The following is a 14,980-nucleotide window of genomic DNA, read 5'->3' on the forward strand; positions in this document are numbered from 1 at the left end:
AGGGGGGAGATTGGCTGCTTCAACGTCCTGCTCGCCTTCAAGCGTTGATGGTTGGCGAAAGCCTAAGCGACATCCGATCTCCCCCCTTGCGGGGGAGATGTCCGGCAGGACAGAGGGGGGTGGGAAGGATCGCGGCTTCTCGTCATTTACGACTGGTGGTTCTGCCGCATGACCACCTTCACCCCGACCACATCAGCGGAAACCCTCTCCACCATCGCCTGGGCCGCAGCGGAAGACTCGCCGCTCGAGATCCTCGGCCATGGTTCCAAGCGCGGCATCGGCCGGCCGCAGCAGAGCGAGCATACGCTCGACCTGTCGAACCTGTCCGGCGTCACGCTCTATGAGCCGGCCGAACTGGTGCTGTCGGCGAAAGCCGGCACGCCGCTGGCCGCGATCGAAAGCCTGCTTGCCGAAAACGGCCAGCAACTGGCCTTCGAGCCGATGGACTACGGCCCGCTGCTCGGCGGTGAACCAGGACGAGGCACGATCGGCGGCGTGCTGGCCGCGAACCTTTCCGGCCCGCGGCGGCTGAAGGCCGGGGCTGCGCGCGATCACATCCTTGGCATCGCGGCCGTTTCCGGCCGTGGCGAGGCCTTCAAGTCGGGCGGCCGTGTGGTCAAGAATGTCACCGGCTATGATCTGTCCAAGCTGATGGCCAACAGCTGGGGCACGCTGGCGGTGTTCACCGACGTCACCTTCAAGGTGCTTCCCGCTGCCGAGACCGAAGTCACGCTCGCCATCCGTGGCCTGCTCGACGATCATGCCACCGCCGCCATGGCGCTGGCACTGGGTTCCAGCGCGGAGGTGTCGAGTGCGGCCCATCTTCCTGAACGGGTCGCCGCGCGGGTCGCCGGCGGCAGTCTCGGCAGCGATGCGGCGACGCTGCTGCGCATCGAGGGTTTCGGCCCGTCGGTCGCCTACCGCATCGCGGCGCTGAAAGACCTGCTGAAAAACGCCGGTCCGCTGCAGGAGATTTCCGGTTCGGTCTCGTATTCTGTCTGGCGTGACATCCGCGATTGCGCGCCGTTTGCCGACGGCAGCGAAAGGCCGGTGTGGCGCGTCTCGATGGCGCCGTCGCAGGGCCACCTTATGGTGCTGGAGCTGCGCATGCAGGCCGCGGTCGATGCCTTCTACGATTGGCAGGGCGGGCTGATCTGGCTGCGCATGCAGCAGGACGATCCAGAGGCCGGCCTGTTGCGCGGGCTGATCAGAAAATATGGCGGCGGCCATGCGACGCTGGTGCGCGCAACCCCTTCGCACCGTGCCGCCGTGCCGGTGTTCGAACCGCAAGCGCCGCCGCTGGCAGCTTTGTCGGCGCGGCTGAAGGCCGAATTCGACCCGAAGAATATCCTCAATCCCGGGCGTATGGCGCCGGGCGCAGGCTCTGCTACTCTCGCCCCAGCAACCGAGGGAGGAGCGCAATGAGCGATGCAGGCCAAAACGGTACGTCACGCCAGACCGACCGCTGGCTGGAGCCCGGTCCGACCAACGCGCTGGTCATCTATATCCTCTATCTCGCCGGCCTCGTTATCGGCGTCAGCGGCATTGTCGGCATCGTCCTGGCCTATATCAACCGCGGCAAGGCCGGCGGCTTCGTCGAAAGCCATTACGCATTCCTGATCCGCACCTTCTGGATCGGCCTGCTCTATGCACTGATCTCGGCGCTGCTGATGGTCGTGGTCGTCGGCGTCGTGCTGATGGTCGCTGTCGCCGTCTGGTTCATTGCCCGCTGCATTCTCGGCCTGCAGGCGCTGCAGCGCGGCGAGGCGGTCAAGAACCCGGAAAGCTGGTTCCTCGGACTACGAGCATGATCCCAAAAAGCGGATACCGGTTTTGGGAAAAGATCATGCTCAAACGGTAAGGATTCGTTTACGTGCAGACCTCCTTCTCGCTTGCCCAGCTTGCCGATCCGCATGTCGCGGAATCGGAAAAGATCCTGCGCAAATGCGTGCATTGCGGCTTCTGCACCGCCACCTGCCCGACTTATGTGACGCTCGGCAACGAACTGGATTCGCCGCGCGGCCGGATTTACCTGATCAAGGACATGCTGGAGAACGGCCGTCCCGCAGACAAGGAGATCGTCACCCATATCGACCGCTGCCTGTCCTGCCTCGCCTGCATGACCACCTGCCCGTCTGGCGTCAACTACATGCATCTGGTCGACCACGCTCGCGCCCATATCGAGGAGACCTACAAGCGTCCGCTGGCCGATCGCCTGACACGCGCCATGCTGGCCTTCGTGCTGCCTTATCCCTCGCGCTTTCGCGCGGCGCTCAAGCTGGCGAAGCTCGGCCAGCCATTCGCCGGCCTGTTTGAGAAAATCCAGGCCTTGAGGCCGCTGGGCGCCATGCTCAAGCTTGCACCGGCGTCGGTCCCGGCAGTCTCGCCGATGGCTTCGCCGGGCGTCCATGCGGGGCAGGGCGGCAAGAAAAATGGCCGCGTCGCCATCCTCACCGGCTGCGCGCAATCAGTGCTCGATCCCGGCATCAACGACACGGCGATTTCGCTGCTGACCCGGCTTGGTGTCGAGGTCGTCGTCCCGCAGGGCGAGGGCTGCTGCGGCGCATTGGTGCATCACATGGGACGCGAGGACGCTGCCTTGGCGTCGGCCCGACGGAACGTCGACGCCTGGACGCGCGCCATCGAGCAGGGCGGACTCGACGCCATCGTCATCACCGCATCCGGCTGCGGCACCACCATCAAGGATTATGGCTTCATGCTGCGCCTCGATCCTGCCTACGCCGACAAGGCGGCGCGCGTGTCGGCGCTGGCCAAGGACATCACCGAATATCTCGGGAGTCTCGACCTGCCGGAACCGGTGGGTAGACCGGGCACTATCGTCGCCTATCACTCGGCCTGCTCGATGCAGCATGGCCAGAAGATCACCCGCCAGCCGAAGGAGCTTCTGGTCCGGGCCGGGTTCGTCGTGCGCGAGCCGCGCGAAGGGCATCTCTGCTGCGGTTCTGCCGGCACCTACAACATCCTGCAGCCCGGGATTTCGGCGACGCTGCGCGACCGCAAGGTCAGGAATATCGAGGCGACCGGCGCTGAAATCGTCGCCACCGGCAACATCGGCTGCATCACCCAGATCGCCTCCGCCGCCAAGCTGCCGGTGGTGCATACGATAAAGCTGCTCGACTGGGCCTATGGTGGGCCGAAGCCCGAAGGCGTTCGCGAAGACAGGGTGGTTGTCGCGGCCGAGTGATCCGCCAGTCGCCTACTCCGCCGCCAGTCTGTCCGCCGTGCCGTAGGTTGCCTGGTAGCGGGCGCGCTGGCGGCTGAGCGCCACCATCGTGTTGCGCAGCAGGATCGCCACGGTGATCGGGCCGACGCCACCAGGCACCGGCGTGATCCACGACGCGACATGCCTGACGCTCTCGGCATCGACGTCGCCGACGATGCGGCTCTCGCCATCCGGCCCGATTTCCGAATTGATGCCGATATCAATCACGGCGGCGCCCGGCTTGACCATGTCGGCCTTGATCAGCCGCGGCTTGCCGACGGCCACGAACAGCGCGTCGGCGCGGCGTGCATGTGCCGCCACCGAGCGCGTCATGTGATGGCAGACGGTTACCGTCGCGCCTTCGCTCATCAAAAGGAAGGCGATCGGCTTGCCGACGATCTCGGAGTGGCCGACGACCACCACTTCGAGCCCCTTGAGGTCGAGGCCGGTTTCCCTGAGCAGTTCGACCGAGGCAGCGGCAGTGCAGGGCGCCAGGTCGAGCTGGTTGTAGACGATGTTGCCGATTGACGCCGGATGCATGCCCTCGACGTCCTTGAGTGGATGCACCGCCGCCTGCAGCGTCTTGATCGGGATATGCACCGGCACCGGTCGCTGGATGATGATGCCGGTGACGCGCGGGTCGGCGTTGAGGCCGTGGATCGCAGCTTCGAGTTCGCCGGCAGTGATGTCGGCGCGAAAGCGCCTCTCCTCGAAGCCGATTCCGGCCAGCCCCGCCTTGGCGCGCTGGTTGCGGACATAGACGTCGACCGCCGCTGTGTCGCCGACGGTGATCGACACCAGCTTGGGCGGAAAGCCTTCGGCGGTGGCGATCGCCGCGTCCTCGCGCACGCTGGCGATGATGCGTTGGGCAACCGGGCCGCCCTTGAGATAGCGGCTGTCATCGGAGAGGGACATCGAGATAGGGCCTTTGTCTGGAATTTTGGCTGCCACATAGCAAAGGGACGGCGAAAAGGCAGCGCGAAAAGCGAACCGCTATGCCTGTCGCGCGACGTGCCGGCGAAATCTTCGTCAATTCTCGCTGGCGGAAACAAAAAGGGCAGCACGGCTTGCCGCGCTGCCCTTTCGTGACTGGCCGCATCCCCACACGGCCCGTCCCCCGTTGTTTATTCATCTGGCCTCAGAAAGCCAAAGCTAATGTCTTCTAGACCAGATGATTCGTCGCGGCAACTATATCACCACCACCGTTGTTCCGATATTCACGCGTTCGTAAAGATCGACCACATCCTCGTTGCGCATGCGGATGCAGCCCGACGACACCGCGCCGCCGATGGTCCAGGGCTGGTTGGTGCCGTGGATGCGGTATTCGGTCGAGCCGAGATAGAGCGCGCGTGCGCCGAGCGGGTTTTCCATGCCGCCGGCGAGATAGGTTGGCAGATAACGGCCCTTTGCGGCTTCGCGGGCGATCATCACCGCCGGCGGCCGCCAGTCCGGCCAGACGCGCTTGTTGGTGATCTTGTGAGTGCCGGACCATTCGAAGCCCGGCTTGCCGGTGCCGACGCCGTAGCGCCGCGCCTTGCCGTTCTTCTCGACCAGATAGAGGAAATTCTCTCTCGTATCGATGACGATCGTGCCCGGCTTCTGCGGGCCGTCATAGGCGACTTCCTGCGGCAAATAGACGGGATCGATCTGCGGCCGCATCACCATGCGTTTGGCCGGCGCCTGCACCGCTGCGGTGCGCAACTGATCGGGTTCAGCTTGCCGCCGGTAGCGCCGTAGCGGCTGCGCTTCCTGCCGGCTCTGCCGCACGATGCCCGGCGCATGGCCGAGCTGCAGCACCCAGGGCGCCGAAAGGTCGGGGCTGACCACCACCGGCGGCCTCTCGGCATAGCGGTCGTTGGCATTGGCGGCGCCGACGGCAAGCACGGCCGCGGCGCCGAACAGTGGGAACAAGAATATCTTCATCGGATCGCACCTTGATCGTCGAACATGCCGGGGCGCAAAGCCTCCCCGATTTCCGCGACATTGGGCGCGAAGCGGCAACCGAAACATGAATCGGAATGCGTAAAATGCCTGTCTGTCAGTAAACCTTTTGGTGTGGTTACCGCCCGGTTCAGGAATCTGGTAAAGCCGCGGTAAAGGCCGCTTCAAAACGCGTTAACGCCAAGACACGAACGGAATTCCGCCATGGACGAAAAGACAGGTCTGCTTGCTGGTCCCGACGGCATCGCCCGCTGCTTCTGGCACGGCAACCTGCCGGATTATCTGCACTACCACGACCACGAATGGGGCCGGCCGGTCGCCGACGATCGCCGGCTGTTCGAAAAGATCTGCCTCGAAGGCTTTCAGTCGGGCCTGTCCTGGCTGACCATATTGCGCAAGCGCGACAATTTCCGCGAGGCCTTCGCCGGCTTCGATGTCGACAAGATCGCCGCCTTCACCGACGCCGATGTCGAGCGCCTGCTCGGCAATGCCGGCATCATCCGTCACCGCGGCAAGATCGTTTCGACCATCAACAACGCCAAACGCGCCCGCGAACTCATCAACGAGGCCGGCTCGCTGGCCGCCTGGTTCTGGAAGTTCGAGCCCGGCCCGGACGAGCGGCCCGAGATCGTCGACCTCGCCCATCTGCGCGCCAATCCGACGACGGCCGTTTCGGTCCGCATTTCGAAGGAGCTGAAGAAGCGCGGCTGGAGCTTTGTCGGCCCGACCACCGTCTACGCTTTCATGCAGGCGATGGGGCTGGTCAACGACCATCTCGAGGGCTGCGTCTGCCGGGAACCGGTCGAGGCGGAGCGGAAAGCGTTCAGGCGGCCGAAATAGCGGCTCAGGCGCCGCCGGCGCCGGCCAGGAAAAACCCGGCCAGGATGGCCGCCAGCGCGGCGAACACCGGATAGATCACCAGCAGGCCGGTCATCAGCACGTCGCGCATGGTCGGCCCGCTGCGCTGTTGCGCCGCGATCTCGAACGGTCCCGCGATTTGCTTCGTCGTTTTTGACCCATAACCATCGGCCGGCGGTAGCCGGATCGAGGCGTCGCGTGCACCGCTATCGATGATGTCGAACTTCTGTAGCGTGGCCATGGCCCCGAACCCCTTGTTTCGGCGCGCTTATCGGCCCGGATTGTGTCGGCACGATGCCGCGCGCATGGCGCAATTGTTTCAGCTTCTTTTTCTTGCCTTCTCGCGCAGGGGGAGCAAGGAGAAGCGCAAACCCTTGCCTTCTCCGGGCTGCATCGGTAGGACACGCCGACCCGAAATAAGTCACCAATTGCTTAGCAAAGTACCCATCCCATGGCCGACAAATCCGAAAAGATGAAAGCGCGGCTGCCGCGCGGCTTTGTCGACCGCGGCGCCGACGATCTGCGCGCCGTCGAGAAGATGATGGCGACGATCCGCTCGGTCTTTGAGCTTTACGGTTTCGAGCCGGTCGACCAGCCGCTGATCGAATACACCGATGCGCTCGGCAAATTTTTGCCCGACCAGGACCGACCGAACGAGGGCGTGTTCTCGTTCCAGGACGACGACGACCAGTGGCTGTCGCTGCGCTACGACCTGACCGCGCCAATGGCGCGCTTTGTCGCCGAAAATTTCGAGCGCCTGCCGAAGCCCTATCGCAGCTATCGCTCCGGCTGGGTGTTTCGCAACGAGAAGCCCGGTCCCGGCCGATTCCGCCAGTTCATGCAGTTCGATGCCGACACGGTTGGCACGCCGGGCGTCGCCGCCGACGCCGAGATGGCGATGATGATGGCCGATGTGATGGAGGCGCTCGGCATCAAGCGCGGCGACTACGTCATCCGCGTCAACAACCGCAAGGTGCTCGACGGCGTGCTCGAGGCGATCGGCCTCGGCGGCGAGGAGAACGCTGGCCGCCGCCTGCAGGTGCTGCGCGCGATCGACAAGCTGGACAAGTTGGGCGTCGAGGGCGTGCGCCTGCTTTTGGGTGCAGGGCGCAAGGACGAGAGCGGTGATTTCACCAAAGGTGCCGGGCTGGATAATGCGCAAATCGACGTTGTGATCAGCTATTTCACAGTCATGGCGCAGCACGATCCCGAAAAAATTGTCCAGACACTGGGATCCATCAACCCCGGACTCAGCAATCTTGTCGAGGAAAGGAAACTCGAACATCTGGGCATAACGAATGCGTCGTTTGTCGAGGGCCTTGCAGAGCTGGAACAGATAAGAACCATGGTCGCACAAAGCGGCTACGGTGAAGACCGTATCCGCATCGACCCCTCCGTCGTCCGCGGCCTCGAATATTACACCGGCCCGGTCTACGAGGCCGAGCTGCTGGCCGAGATCCCCAATGAGGACGGCCAGATCGTCCGCTTCGGTTCGGTCGGTGGCGGTGGCCGCTATGACGGGCTGATCTCGCGTTTCCGTGGCGAGCCGGTGCCGGCAACCGGCTTTTCCATCGGCGTCTCCCGCCTGATGACGGCGCTGAAGAACCTCGGCAAGCTCGACACGTCTGACGTGATCGCACCGGTCGTCGTGCTGACCATGGACAAGGATACGGAAAGCCTCGGCCGCTACCAGAAGATGGTGGCCGAGCTGCGTGCCGCCGGCATCCGCTCCGAAATGTATCTCGGCGGCGCCGGCATGAAGGCGCAGCTGAAATATGCCGACCGCCGCGGCAGCCCGGTCGCCATCATCCAGGGCGGCGACGAGCGCGCCAAGGGCGAGCTGCAGATCAAGGACCTGATCGAAGGCGCCAAGATGTCGGCCGAGATCGCCGACAACGCCGAATGGCGCGCCGCACGGCCGGCGCAGGTGACCGTGGCGGAAAGTGGGCTGGTTGCCGAGGTGAGGAAGATACTGGCGGCGCAGGCGGCCGACCGGGCGAAAGGTGGCGCGTGAGCACCCCCCTCTGGCCTGCCGGCCATCTCCCCCTCAAGGGGGGAGATTGGCAGCTTCAGCCTCACCGTCTTCTTTCCAACGCTGGAGATTGGCGAAAGCAGGCGCGATATCCAATCTCCCCCCTTGAGGGGGAGATGGCCGGCAGGCCAGAGGGGGGTGCCTCGCGCCCCACATCCCCATGACCTCCCCTGCCATCGCATCCGACATCGCCAGCCTATTCGCCGCGCGCAACACCCATGCGGTCGAGGTCGCTGTGCTGCAGCCGGCCGACCCGTTCCTCGACATGGCCGGCGAGGATTTGCGGCGCCGCATCTTTCTCACCGAGAGCGAGACCGGACAGACGCTTTGCCTGCGGCCGGAATTCACCATTCCGGTCTGCCTCGACCACATTGCCAGCCAGGCCGGCACGCCGCGCCGCTATTCCTATCTCGGCGAGGTGTTTCGCCAGCGCCGCGAGGGCGGCAACGAATTCTTCCAGGCCGGCATCGAGGACCTCGGCGACCGCGACACGGCCGCCGCCGATGCGCGTTCGCTGGCCGATGCGCATGCGCTGCTTTCGCTGGTGCTGCCCGGCCGGGAGCTGGCGGTGACGCTTGGCGACCAGACCATCTTCGAGGCGGTGCTGGCAGCGCTTGGCCTGCCGCGCGGCTGGCGCATGCGGCTGGCCCGCGCCTTCGGCTCGGCGCCAATGCTGGAAGCGGCGCTTGCCGACCTCGCCAATCCGCCGCGCAACAGCCAGCTCGCCGGCGCGGTGGCAGCGCTTGTCCTCGACGGCGATCTGGAGGCTCTTTCGGCGCATATCTCCGGCGGCATGGAAGAGGCCGGCCTGTCGGCAACGGCCGGGCGTTCGCCGTCCGAGATTGCGCGGCGGCTAATCGAGAAAGCCGAACTGCGCAGCGTCCGGCTGTCGAACGAGGCATTTGCGGCGCTGAAGGGGTTTCTGGCGATCGACGTGCCGCTCGATAGCGCCGCCGGGGCGCTCGCAAGTTTTGCCGCCGATGCCGGCCTTTCGCTGGGGACCGCGCTGGAGAATTTTGCAGCCCGCGCCGCGGCCATCGAAAGCCTCGGCCTGCCGATGTCTGAAATCAGCTACGATGCCGCCTTCGGCCGTCCGCTCGATTACTACACCGGCCTCGTCTTCGAGATCGCGGCGCAGGGCGGCGACCGGCCGCTGGCCGGCGGCGGCCGCTACGACCGGCTGCTGACGCTGCTCGGCGCCAAAACGCCGATCCCCGGCGTTGGTTTTTCCGTCTGGCTCGACCGCATCGAAGCGTTGCGGGAGACGGCGCCATGATCACGCTGGCGCTGCCGTCGAAGGGCCGGCTCAAGGAGCAGGCGCTGGAGGTGCTGGCCAAGGCCGGGCTTGCCGTCAGCCTGCCCGGCGACGAGCGCAAATACCGCGCCCGCATCGATGGCCTGGACAGCGTCGAGATAGCCTTCCTGTCGGCTTCCGAGATCGCAGGCGAAATCGGCCAGGGCTCGGTCGATCTCGGCATCACCGGCGAGGACCTGCTGCGCGAAAACCTCGCCGACTGCGAGGCACGCGCCGAAATCATCGCCCGCCTCGGTTTCGGCAATGCCGACGTCGTCGTCGCCGTGCCCGACATCTGGCTCGACGTCGACACCATGGCCGACCTCGACGACGTCGCCGCCGATTTTCGCCAGCGCCATGGCCGGCGGCTCAGGATCGCCACCAAATACTGGCGCCTGACCCAGCAATTCTTTTCGCAAAAGCACGGCATCCAGGTCTACCGCATCGTCGAAAGCCTCGGCGCCACCGAAGGCGCGCCGGCGGCCGGATTGGCCGACATCGTCGTCGACATCACCACGTCAGGCGCGACGCTGCGCGCCAACCATCTCAAGGTGCTCGCCGACGGCGTGATCCTGCGCTCGCAGGCCTGTCTCGTGGCGTCGCGGAAGATGCGCGCTCCGGCCGACGAGGCGATCTTGCGCGATATTGCGGCCAGGATGGCGTTGGTGAACTCGAGTTGACGATTGCGGAGCAGGCGCCGTCGGCCAAGCTGCCAATCTCCCTCCTTGCGGGGGAGATGGCCGGCAGGCCAGAGGGGGGTGCTGTCCCGCCGACCTGTCAGCCAATCGGAGCCTCATCCGTTCCCGGTTGGGGGTGCTGAAGTCGAACTTGGCGATCCTTCGCCCCCCCTCTGCCCTGCCGGGCATCTCACCCGCAAGGGGGGAGATCGGATATCGCCTCGGCCTTTGCCAACCACTAACGTTGGATCCAGCGGTCTAGCCGCGGCACCGACCCGAAGCGATTTTCCTGATGTACAGCAATTTTGTTCTTGCTTTGTGCCGGCAGCTATGCTACTAATCTCGCTATGGTGCCAATTGGCCCCGAACACCCGCCCGCCGTGGCGGGTTTTTTTGTTTTCGGCCCTGACAGGGCGAGTTCCAACCCCAGCCCTACCATCGACGGGATTTCCACCACCCCGCCGGGCTGATAGGCTCGTTCTGTCTGCGGAGGACACGGCGATGCCGATCAATCTCGACGAGTTGAAGAATGCAACCAACCTGCGCGGCAAGCGCGATGGCGGTTCGTTCATTGCGCCGGTTGACGGCACGGCGCATGTCTCCGGTGACCGCAGCGTGCCGTTGCTCAACCTGACCATCCCGGCGCTGTTTGCCGATACGGTCGGCAGATACGGCACGCTCGATGCCGCCGTCTTCGTCGAGCAGGACAAGCGCTTTACCTGGGAGGAACTGTCGGACACCGTCGATGCGCTCGCCGCCGGCTTCCTGGTGCTCGGCCTCGAGAAAGGCGACCGCGTCGGCATCTGGTCGCCGAACCGCTGGGAATGGCTGGTGACGCAATTCGCCACCGCCCGCATCGGCCTGATCCTGGTCAACATCAACCCGGCCTACCGGCTGGTCGAGCTGGAATATGCCTTGAACAAGGTCGGTTGCCGAGCGCTGGTCACCGCCGCCAAGTTCAAGAGCTCCGACTATCTCGGCATGATCGAGACGCTGGCGCCGGAGATCGCCAAGGCGGCGCCGGGCAAGCTCGACGCCAACAGACTGCCGGCGCTGAAGACCGTCATCCGCATGGACGAGGAGAATTCGCCGGGCATGTTCAATTTCGCCGACGTGCTGGCAATGGCCGGGCGCGACGAGCATGACAAGCTGGACCGCATCTCCGACGGGCTGAAACCGGACGACGCCATCAACATCCAGTTCACCAGCGGCACGACCGGCGCGCCGAAGGGCGCGACGCTGACTCACAACAACATCGTCAACAACGGCAATTTCGTCACCGCGGCGATCCGGCTCACCGTCGACGACCTGCTGTGCATCCCGGTGCCGCTCTACCACTGCTTCGGCATGTCGATGGGAACGATGGGCTGCGTCACCAAAGGCGCGACCATGGTTTTCCCGAGCGAGGGTTTCGATGCCGGCGCCACGCTGAAGGCGGTGGCAACGGAACGCTGCACCGCGCTCTACGGCGTGCCGACAATGTTCGTCGGCCTGCTCGATCATCCGGAGTTCGCCTCCTTCGATCTCACCAGCCTGCGCACCGGCATCATGGCCGGCTCGCCATGCCCGATCGAGGTGATGAAGAAGGTGGTGTCGCTGATGCATATGGCCGAGGTGACGATCGCCTATGGCATGACCGAGACCAGCCCGGTGTCGTTCCAGAGCAGCGTCGACGACCCCCTGGAAAAGCGCGTATCGACCGTCGGCCGCGTCCATCCGCATGTCGAGGTCAAGGCCATCGACGCGGAAGGTGCCACCGTCGCCGTTGGCGCGCCGGGCGAGCTCTGCACGCGCGGCTATTCCGTGATGAAGGGCTATTGGGACGACGAGCAGAAGACCCGCGAGGCGGTCGACGCCGACGGCTGGATGCACACCGGCGACCTCGCCACAATCGATGCCGAGGGCTATTGCAACATCGTCGGCCGGGTCAAGGACATGGTCATCCGCGGCGGCGAGAACGTCTATCCGCGCGAGGTCGAGGAATTCCTCTATCGCCACCCCAAGGTCAAGGAGGTGCAGGTGTTCGGCATTCCCGACCCGAAATACGGCGAGGAGCTGTGCGCCTGGATCGTGCTCAAGCCGGGCCAGATCGCCACGGAGCAGGACATCAAGGCCTTCTGCGCCGGCCAGATCGCCCACTTCAAGATCCCGCGCTACATCCGCTTCCGCACCGAATTGCCGATGACGGTGACCGGCAAGCCGCAGAAATACCTGATGCGCCAGGCGATGATCGATGAACTGGGATTGGTGACGCAGAAGACGGCTTGAGCGCGCTTCAGGCTTTCGCAGGGTTCGCAGAAGGGGCTTGCCCAGAAGGGACCTGCAACACGGCTTGCGGAAGGGGCTTGGAATGAGTGGTTTCGCAAGATCGGCGGTTTCCTACGGCATGCCGTTGGCCGCCCTGGCGATGGCTGTCGCGGTCAGGGCCAGCGGGGTGTCGGTGGACGAAGGGTCGCTTGGCACCAGGATATTTATCGGCGCGCTTTCGAGCGCGATCATGTTCACCACCATTTTCGTCGTGCTCGAACACGCCGAGGCGGTGGCTCGGCGTGTTGGCGAGCCGTACGGCACGTTGGTGCTGACCATCGCCGTAACGGCAATCGAAGTGTCGATCATCGTTTCCATCATGCTGCATGGAGCCAACAACCCGACGCTGGCACGCGAGTCCGTCTTCTCGACGGTGATGATCACCTCGACCGGCGTTGTCGGCATGTGTCTGACGTTTGGCGGCTGGCGCCATCGCAAGCAGGCGATCGTCCGCCAAGGGACCAGCGCCTATCTGGCGGTGCTGGTCGCGCTGAGCGTCATGACGCTTATCCTGCCGACCTACACGCGAACCACCGATCCCGGCACGTTTTCGGCGGCGCAACTTGGCTTCGTCAGCGTGCTTTCAGTGCTGCTTTATGCCGGTTTTCTGTTCGCGCAGACTGTCCGCCACCGCGACGATTTCATCGACGGACAAGCACATGGCGCCGCGGCGCAAACCGAGGCCCACGAAAGCATTGCCGCTAGCGCTGTGCTCCTGCTGATCGGGCTGATCGGCATCGTCATGCTGGCCGAACAGGTCGCCGCCAGCGTCGAAGATGCGCTCGTCGCCTATCAGGTGCCCCAGGCCGACGCCATTGTCGGCGCAATGATCGCCGGGCTGGTCTTGATGCCGGAAGCCATCTCGGCGGTTCGCGCCGCCCTCAACAACGAGCTGCAGCGCGGCCTGAACGTCGCCATGGGTTCGGCCTGCGCCACGATCGGCCTGACAATACCGGGCATAGCCGCCGCCAGCCTGCTGACCGGAAGAGGGCTGACCCTGGGGCTGCCGGCGACCGACGTGGTGCTTTTGGTGCTGGCGCTCTTCATCTGCAATGTGAGCTTTAGCACCGAGAGGACGACGTTCCTGACCGGGCTGGTGCACCTGGTGGTGTTTTGCACGTATGTGTTTTTGATATTTGTGCCGTGAGGGCGGTGGGAGGTGGGCGGTCAGAGGCGGATAGGTTAGGAAAACTGCTTGAACGTCTCAATATGGGCCGGTGGCGGTCTGTCCGCTCTTGGTCACCGCTTCTCGAAAGCAGATGAGGTGGATGGCTCCCGCTCCCGGCATCTGAGTGCCACAGTGGGTTTGCTGTCAGGCAACCCGAGCAAAGGAGCCATCCGCCATGCAGATTACCACCGTGGGCCTTGATCTGGCCAAGCGCATTTTTCAGGTTCATGCCGTCGACGCGTCTGGGGGCGTTGTCGTGCGCAAGGCCCTGCGCCGATCGCAAGTTCTGCCGTTCTTCACCAAGTTGCCACCCTGCCTGATCGGCATGGAGGCCTGCGGGACGGCACATCACTGGGCTCGAGAACTGACGGAGCTCGGCCATGAAGTCCGCCTGATGCCACCGTCCTACGTGAAGCCCTATGTGAAGCGCGGCAAGAATGATGCGGTGGACGCGGAAGCGATTTGCGAAGCGGTGACACGCCCGACCATGCGCTTCGTGGCGATGAAGTCGGCCGAGCAGCAGGCGGCCCTGTCGCTTCACCGCACACGCAATCTTCTGGTCAAGCAGCGCACGCACTCGTGAACATGATCCGCGGCCTGTTGGCTGAGTTCGGCATCGACATTCCCCAAGGTTTGGAGCGGGCGCTTAAGCTGGCGCGCCAGATAGCCGCGAAGAAATCCACATTGGACGTACCGGCAATGGCACTGCAGATTCTGTGTATCCTGTGCGAGCAGGTGCTCAACACCCATGCCCGGCTCCAGACCATTGACCGGTCGATCCTTGCCCAACAAAGAACGAATGAAGTGGCACGGCGTCTATCGACCATACCTGGCATTGGCCCGATCGGTGCCACAGCGTTGGCGGCCTCGGTTGCTGATCCGGGTCAGTTCCGCTCGGGTCGAGAGTTTGCCGCCTGGCTCGGGCTGACACCTTCGCAAAACTCGAGCGGCGGAAAGGACCGTCTCGGGCACATCACCAAGATGGGCGACCGGTACCTGAGAAAGCTCCTTGTGATCGGCGCGACCTCCCTGATCCGACGGGCAAGGCATAAGCCCGAGGCTGCGGATCCGCGCCTCCTCGCGTTGCTCGCCAGGAAGCCAGCGCGCGTGGCGAGCGTAGCGATGGCAAACAAGATGGCCCGCGTGGTGTGGGCTATCATGGCGCGCGGCGAAACCTATCAGGCGCGTCATGCTCCGAACCTTGCAGCGTAAGTTGCGCAGAAGACGAGACACTGAAGCAGAAATCAGATCGAGCCGATCGATCGGCTCCATGAGGTTGTGAGAGCGACGCGATGTGATGGCGAGACCCGTCAGGCCGGGAACAGGGACAACCCATGCGATGTCGGAGGCATCATAGCCTGCAAAGCAGATTGGGACCCAGTTCGCTGACCCCATCAGGGCCAGCAGTCTCGAATGGCTGCATCAACAGGCCGGACAGAAGACTGCACCCGACCAACGCGCCATAATGTCGAATTACCTC

At 64.4% G+C, this 14,980-nt stretch carries 12 protein-coding genes and 1 pseudogene; 10 read left to right on the forward strand and 3 right to left on the reverse strand.

Annotated features, from left to right (window positions below; genetic code table 11):
* Positions 1-168 precede the first annotated feature (168 nt).
* The 3 genes from NKH05_RS00210 to glcF all read left to right on the forward strand — a co-directional run bounded on the left by NKH05_RS00210 (position 169) and on the right by glcF (position 3,205).
* A complete protein-coding gene (locus tag NKH05_RS00210; protein WP_352493849.1) occupies positions 169-1,425 on the forward strand; it encodes an FAD-binding protein in 1,257 nt (418 codons plus the stop codon).
* Entirely contained in the window at positions 1,422-1,811 is a 390-nt protein-coding gene (locus tag NKH05_RS00215; protein ID WP_352493850.1) for a DUF4870 family protein, read from the forward strand. Before NKH05_RS00210 ends, NKH05_RS00215 begins: the two co-directional genes overlap by 4 nt.
* A 62-nt stretch (positions 1,812-1,873) precedes the next feature.
* A complete protein-coding gene (gene glcF, locus NKH05_RS00220) occupies positions 1,874-3,205 on the forward strand; it encodes a glycolate oxidase subunit GlcF (RefSeq protein ID WP_353024839.1) in 1,332 nt (443 codons plus the stop codon).
* A 12-nt stretch (positions 3,206-3,217) separates the two neighbouring features.
* Here the strand turns inward: glcF and NKH05_RS00225 are convergent, their stop codons facing one another.
* Together NKH05_RS00225 and NKH05_RS00230 are read right to left on the reverse strand one after the other, a co-directional pair.
* Positions 3,218-4,138: a bifunctional 5,10-methylenetetrahydrofolate dehydrogenase/5,10-methenyltetrahydrofolate cyclohydrolase gene (locus tag NKH05_RS00225; RefSeq protein WP_352493852.1), complete on the reverse strand. Its 921-nt coding sequence runs from the start codon at positions 4,136-4,138 to the stop codon at positions 3,218-3,220.
* A 273-nt stretch (positions 4,139-4,411) separates the two neighbouring features.
* Positions 4,412-5,146, reverse strand: coding sequence for a L,D-transpeptidase (locus NKH05_RS00230; protein ID WP_352482354.1), 735 nt, complete (start codon positions 5,144-5,146; stop codon positions 4,412-4,414).
* A gap of 222 nt (positions 5,147-5,368) precedes the next feature.
* Between NKH05_RS00230 and NKH05_RS00235 the strand changes: the two genes are divergently transcribed.
* Positions 5,369-6,004 carry a DNA-3-methyladenine glycosylase I gene (locus NKH05_RS00235; protein ID WP_352482353.1) on the forward strand — a complete coding sequence of 212 codons (636 nt, stop codon included), beginning with the start codon at positions 5,369-5,371 and terminating at the stop codon, positions 6,002-6,004.
* Positions 6,005-6,008: 4 nt separating this feature from the next.
* On the opposite strand, the gene NKH05_RS00240 is transcribed toward NKH05_RS00235, so the two are convergent.
* Positions 6,009-6,263 (reverse strand): hypothetical protein, encoded by a 255-nt coding sequence (locus NKH05_RS00240; protein WP_352493854.1) that lies wholly within the window; start codon positions 6,261-6,263, stop codon positions 6,009-6,011.
* A gap of 210 nt (positions 6,264-6,473) precedes the next feature.
* On the opposite strand from NKH05_RS00240, the gene hisS reads away from it, so the two are divergent.
* The 6 genes and pseudogenes from hisS (at position 6,474) to NKH05_RS00270 (ending at position 14,712) form a co-directional block, all read left to right on the forward strand.
* Complete coding sequence (gene hisS, locus NKH05_RS00245) at positions 6,474-8,036, forward strand: histidine--tRNA ligase (RefSeq protein ID WP_352482351.1); 1,563 nt, start codon at positions 6,474-6,476, stop codon at positions 8,034-8,036.
* A 178-nt stretch (positions 8,037-8,214) separates the two neighbouring features.
* Entirely contained in the window at positions 8,215-9,330 is a 1,116-nt protein-coding gene (locus NKH05_RS00250; RefSeq protein WP_353024840.1) for an ATP phosphoribosyltransferase regulatory subunit, read from the forward strand.
* Positions 9,327-10,028, forward strand: a complete 702-nt coding sequence (hisG, locus tag NKH05_RS00255; RefSeq protein WP_353024841.1) for an ATP phosphoribosyltransferase — start codon at positions 9,327-9,329, stop codon at positions 10,026-10,028. Before NKH05_RS00250 ends, hisG begins: the two co-directional genes overlap by 4 nt.
* A 498-nt stretch (positions 10,029-10,526) precedes the next feature.
* Positions 10,527-12,293 (forward strand): AMP-binding protein, encoded by a 1,767-nt coding sequence (locus NKH05_RS00260; RefSeq protein ID WP_352852443.1) that lies wholly within the window; start codon positions 10,527-10,529, stop codon positions 12,291-12,293.
* Positions 12,294-12,375: 82 nt separating this feature from the next.
* Entirely contained in the window at positions 12,376-13,479 is a 1,104-nt protein-coding gene (locus tag NKH05_RS00265; RefSeq protein WP_353024842.1) for a calcium:cation antiporter, read from the forward strand.
* 196 nt (positions 13,480-13,675) lie between these two features.
* A pseudogene (locus NKH05_RS00270) lies at positions 13,676-14,712 on the forward strand (IS110 family RNA-guided transposase).
* Positions 14,713-14,980: the final 268 nt, after the last annotated feature.

It is taken from the genome of Mesorhizobium sp. M1399, from assembly GCF_040317735.1.
Classification (GTDB): domain Bacteria; phylum Pseudomonadota; class Alphaproteobacteria; order Rhizobiales; family Rhizobiaceae; genus Mesorhizobium.

Bases quoted from the DNA above. Each gene is read 5' to 3' on its own strand.
- NKH05_RS00210 (WP_352493849.1), top strand. From the start codon at position 169: ATGACCACCTTCACCCCGACCACATCAGCGGAAACCCTCTCCACCATC.
- NKH05_RS00215 (WP_352493850.1), top strand. From the start codon at position 1,422: ATGAGCGATGCAGGCCAAAACGGTACGTCACGCCAGACCGACCGCTGG.
- NKH05_RS00225 (WP_352493852.1), bottom strand. From the start codon at position 4,138: ATGTCCCTCTCCGATGACAGCCGCTATCTCAAGGGCGGCCCGGTTGCC.
- NKH05_RS00230 (WP_352482354.1), bottom strand. From the start codon at position 5,146: ATGAAGATATTCTTGTTCCCACTGTTCGGCGCCGCGGCCGTGCTTGCC.
- NKH05_RS00235 (WP_352482353.1), top strand. From the start codon at position 5,369: ATGGACGAAAAGACAGGTCTGCTTGCTGGTCCCGACGGCATCGCCCGC.
- NKH05_RS00240 (WP_352493854.1), bottom strand. From the start codon at position 6,263: ATGGCCACGCTACAGAAGTTCGACATCATCGATAGCGGTGCACGCGAC.
- hisS (WP_352482351.1), top strand. From the start codon at position 6,474: ATGGCCGACAAATCCGAAAAGATGAAAGCGCGGCTGCCGCGCGGCTTT.
- NKH05_RS00250 (WP_353024840.1), top strand. From the start codon at position 8,215: ATGACCTCCCCTGCCATCGCATCCGACATCGCCAGCCTATTCGCCGCG.
- hisG (WP_353024841.1), top strand. From the start codon at position 9,327: ATGATCACGCTGGCGCTGCCGTCGAAGGGCCGGCTCAAGGAGCAGGCG.
- NKH05_RS00260 (WP_352852443.1), top strand. From the start codon at position 10,527: ATGCCGATCAATCTCGACGAGTTGAAGAATGCAACCAACCTGCGCGGC.
- NKH05_RS00265 (WP_353024842.1), top strand. From the start codon at position 12,376: ATGAGTGGTTTCGCAAGATCGGCGGTTTCCTACGGCATGCCGTTGGCC.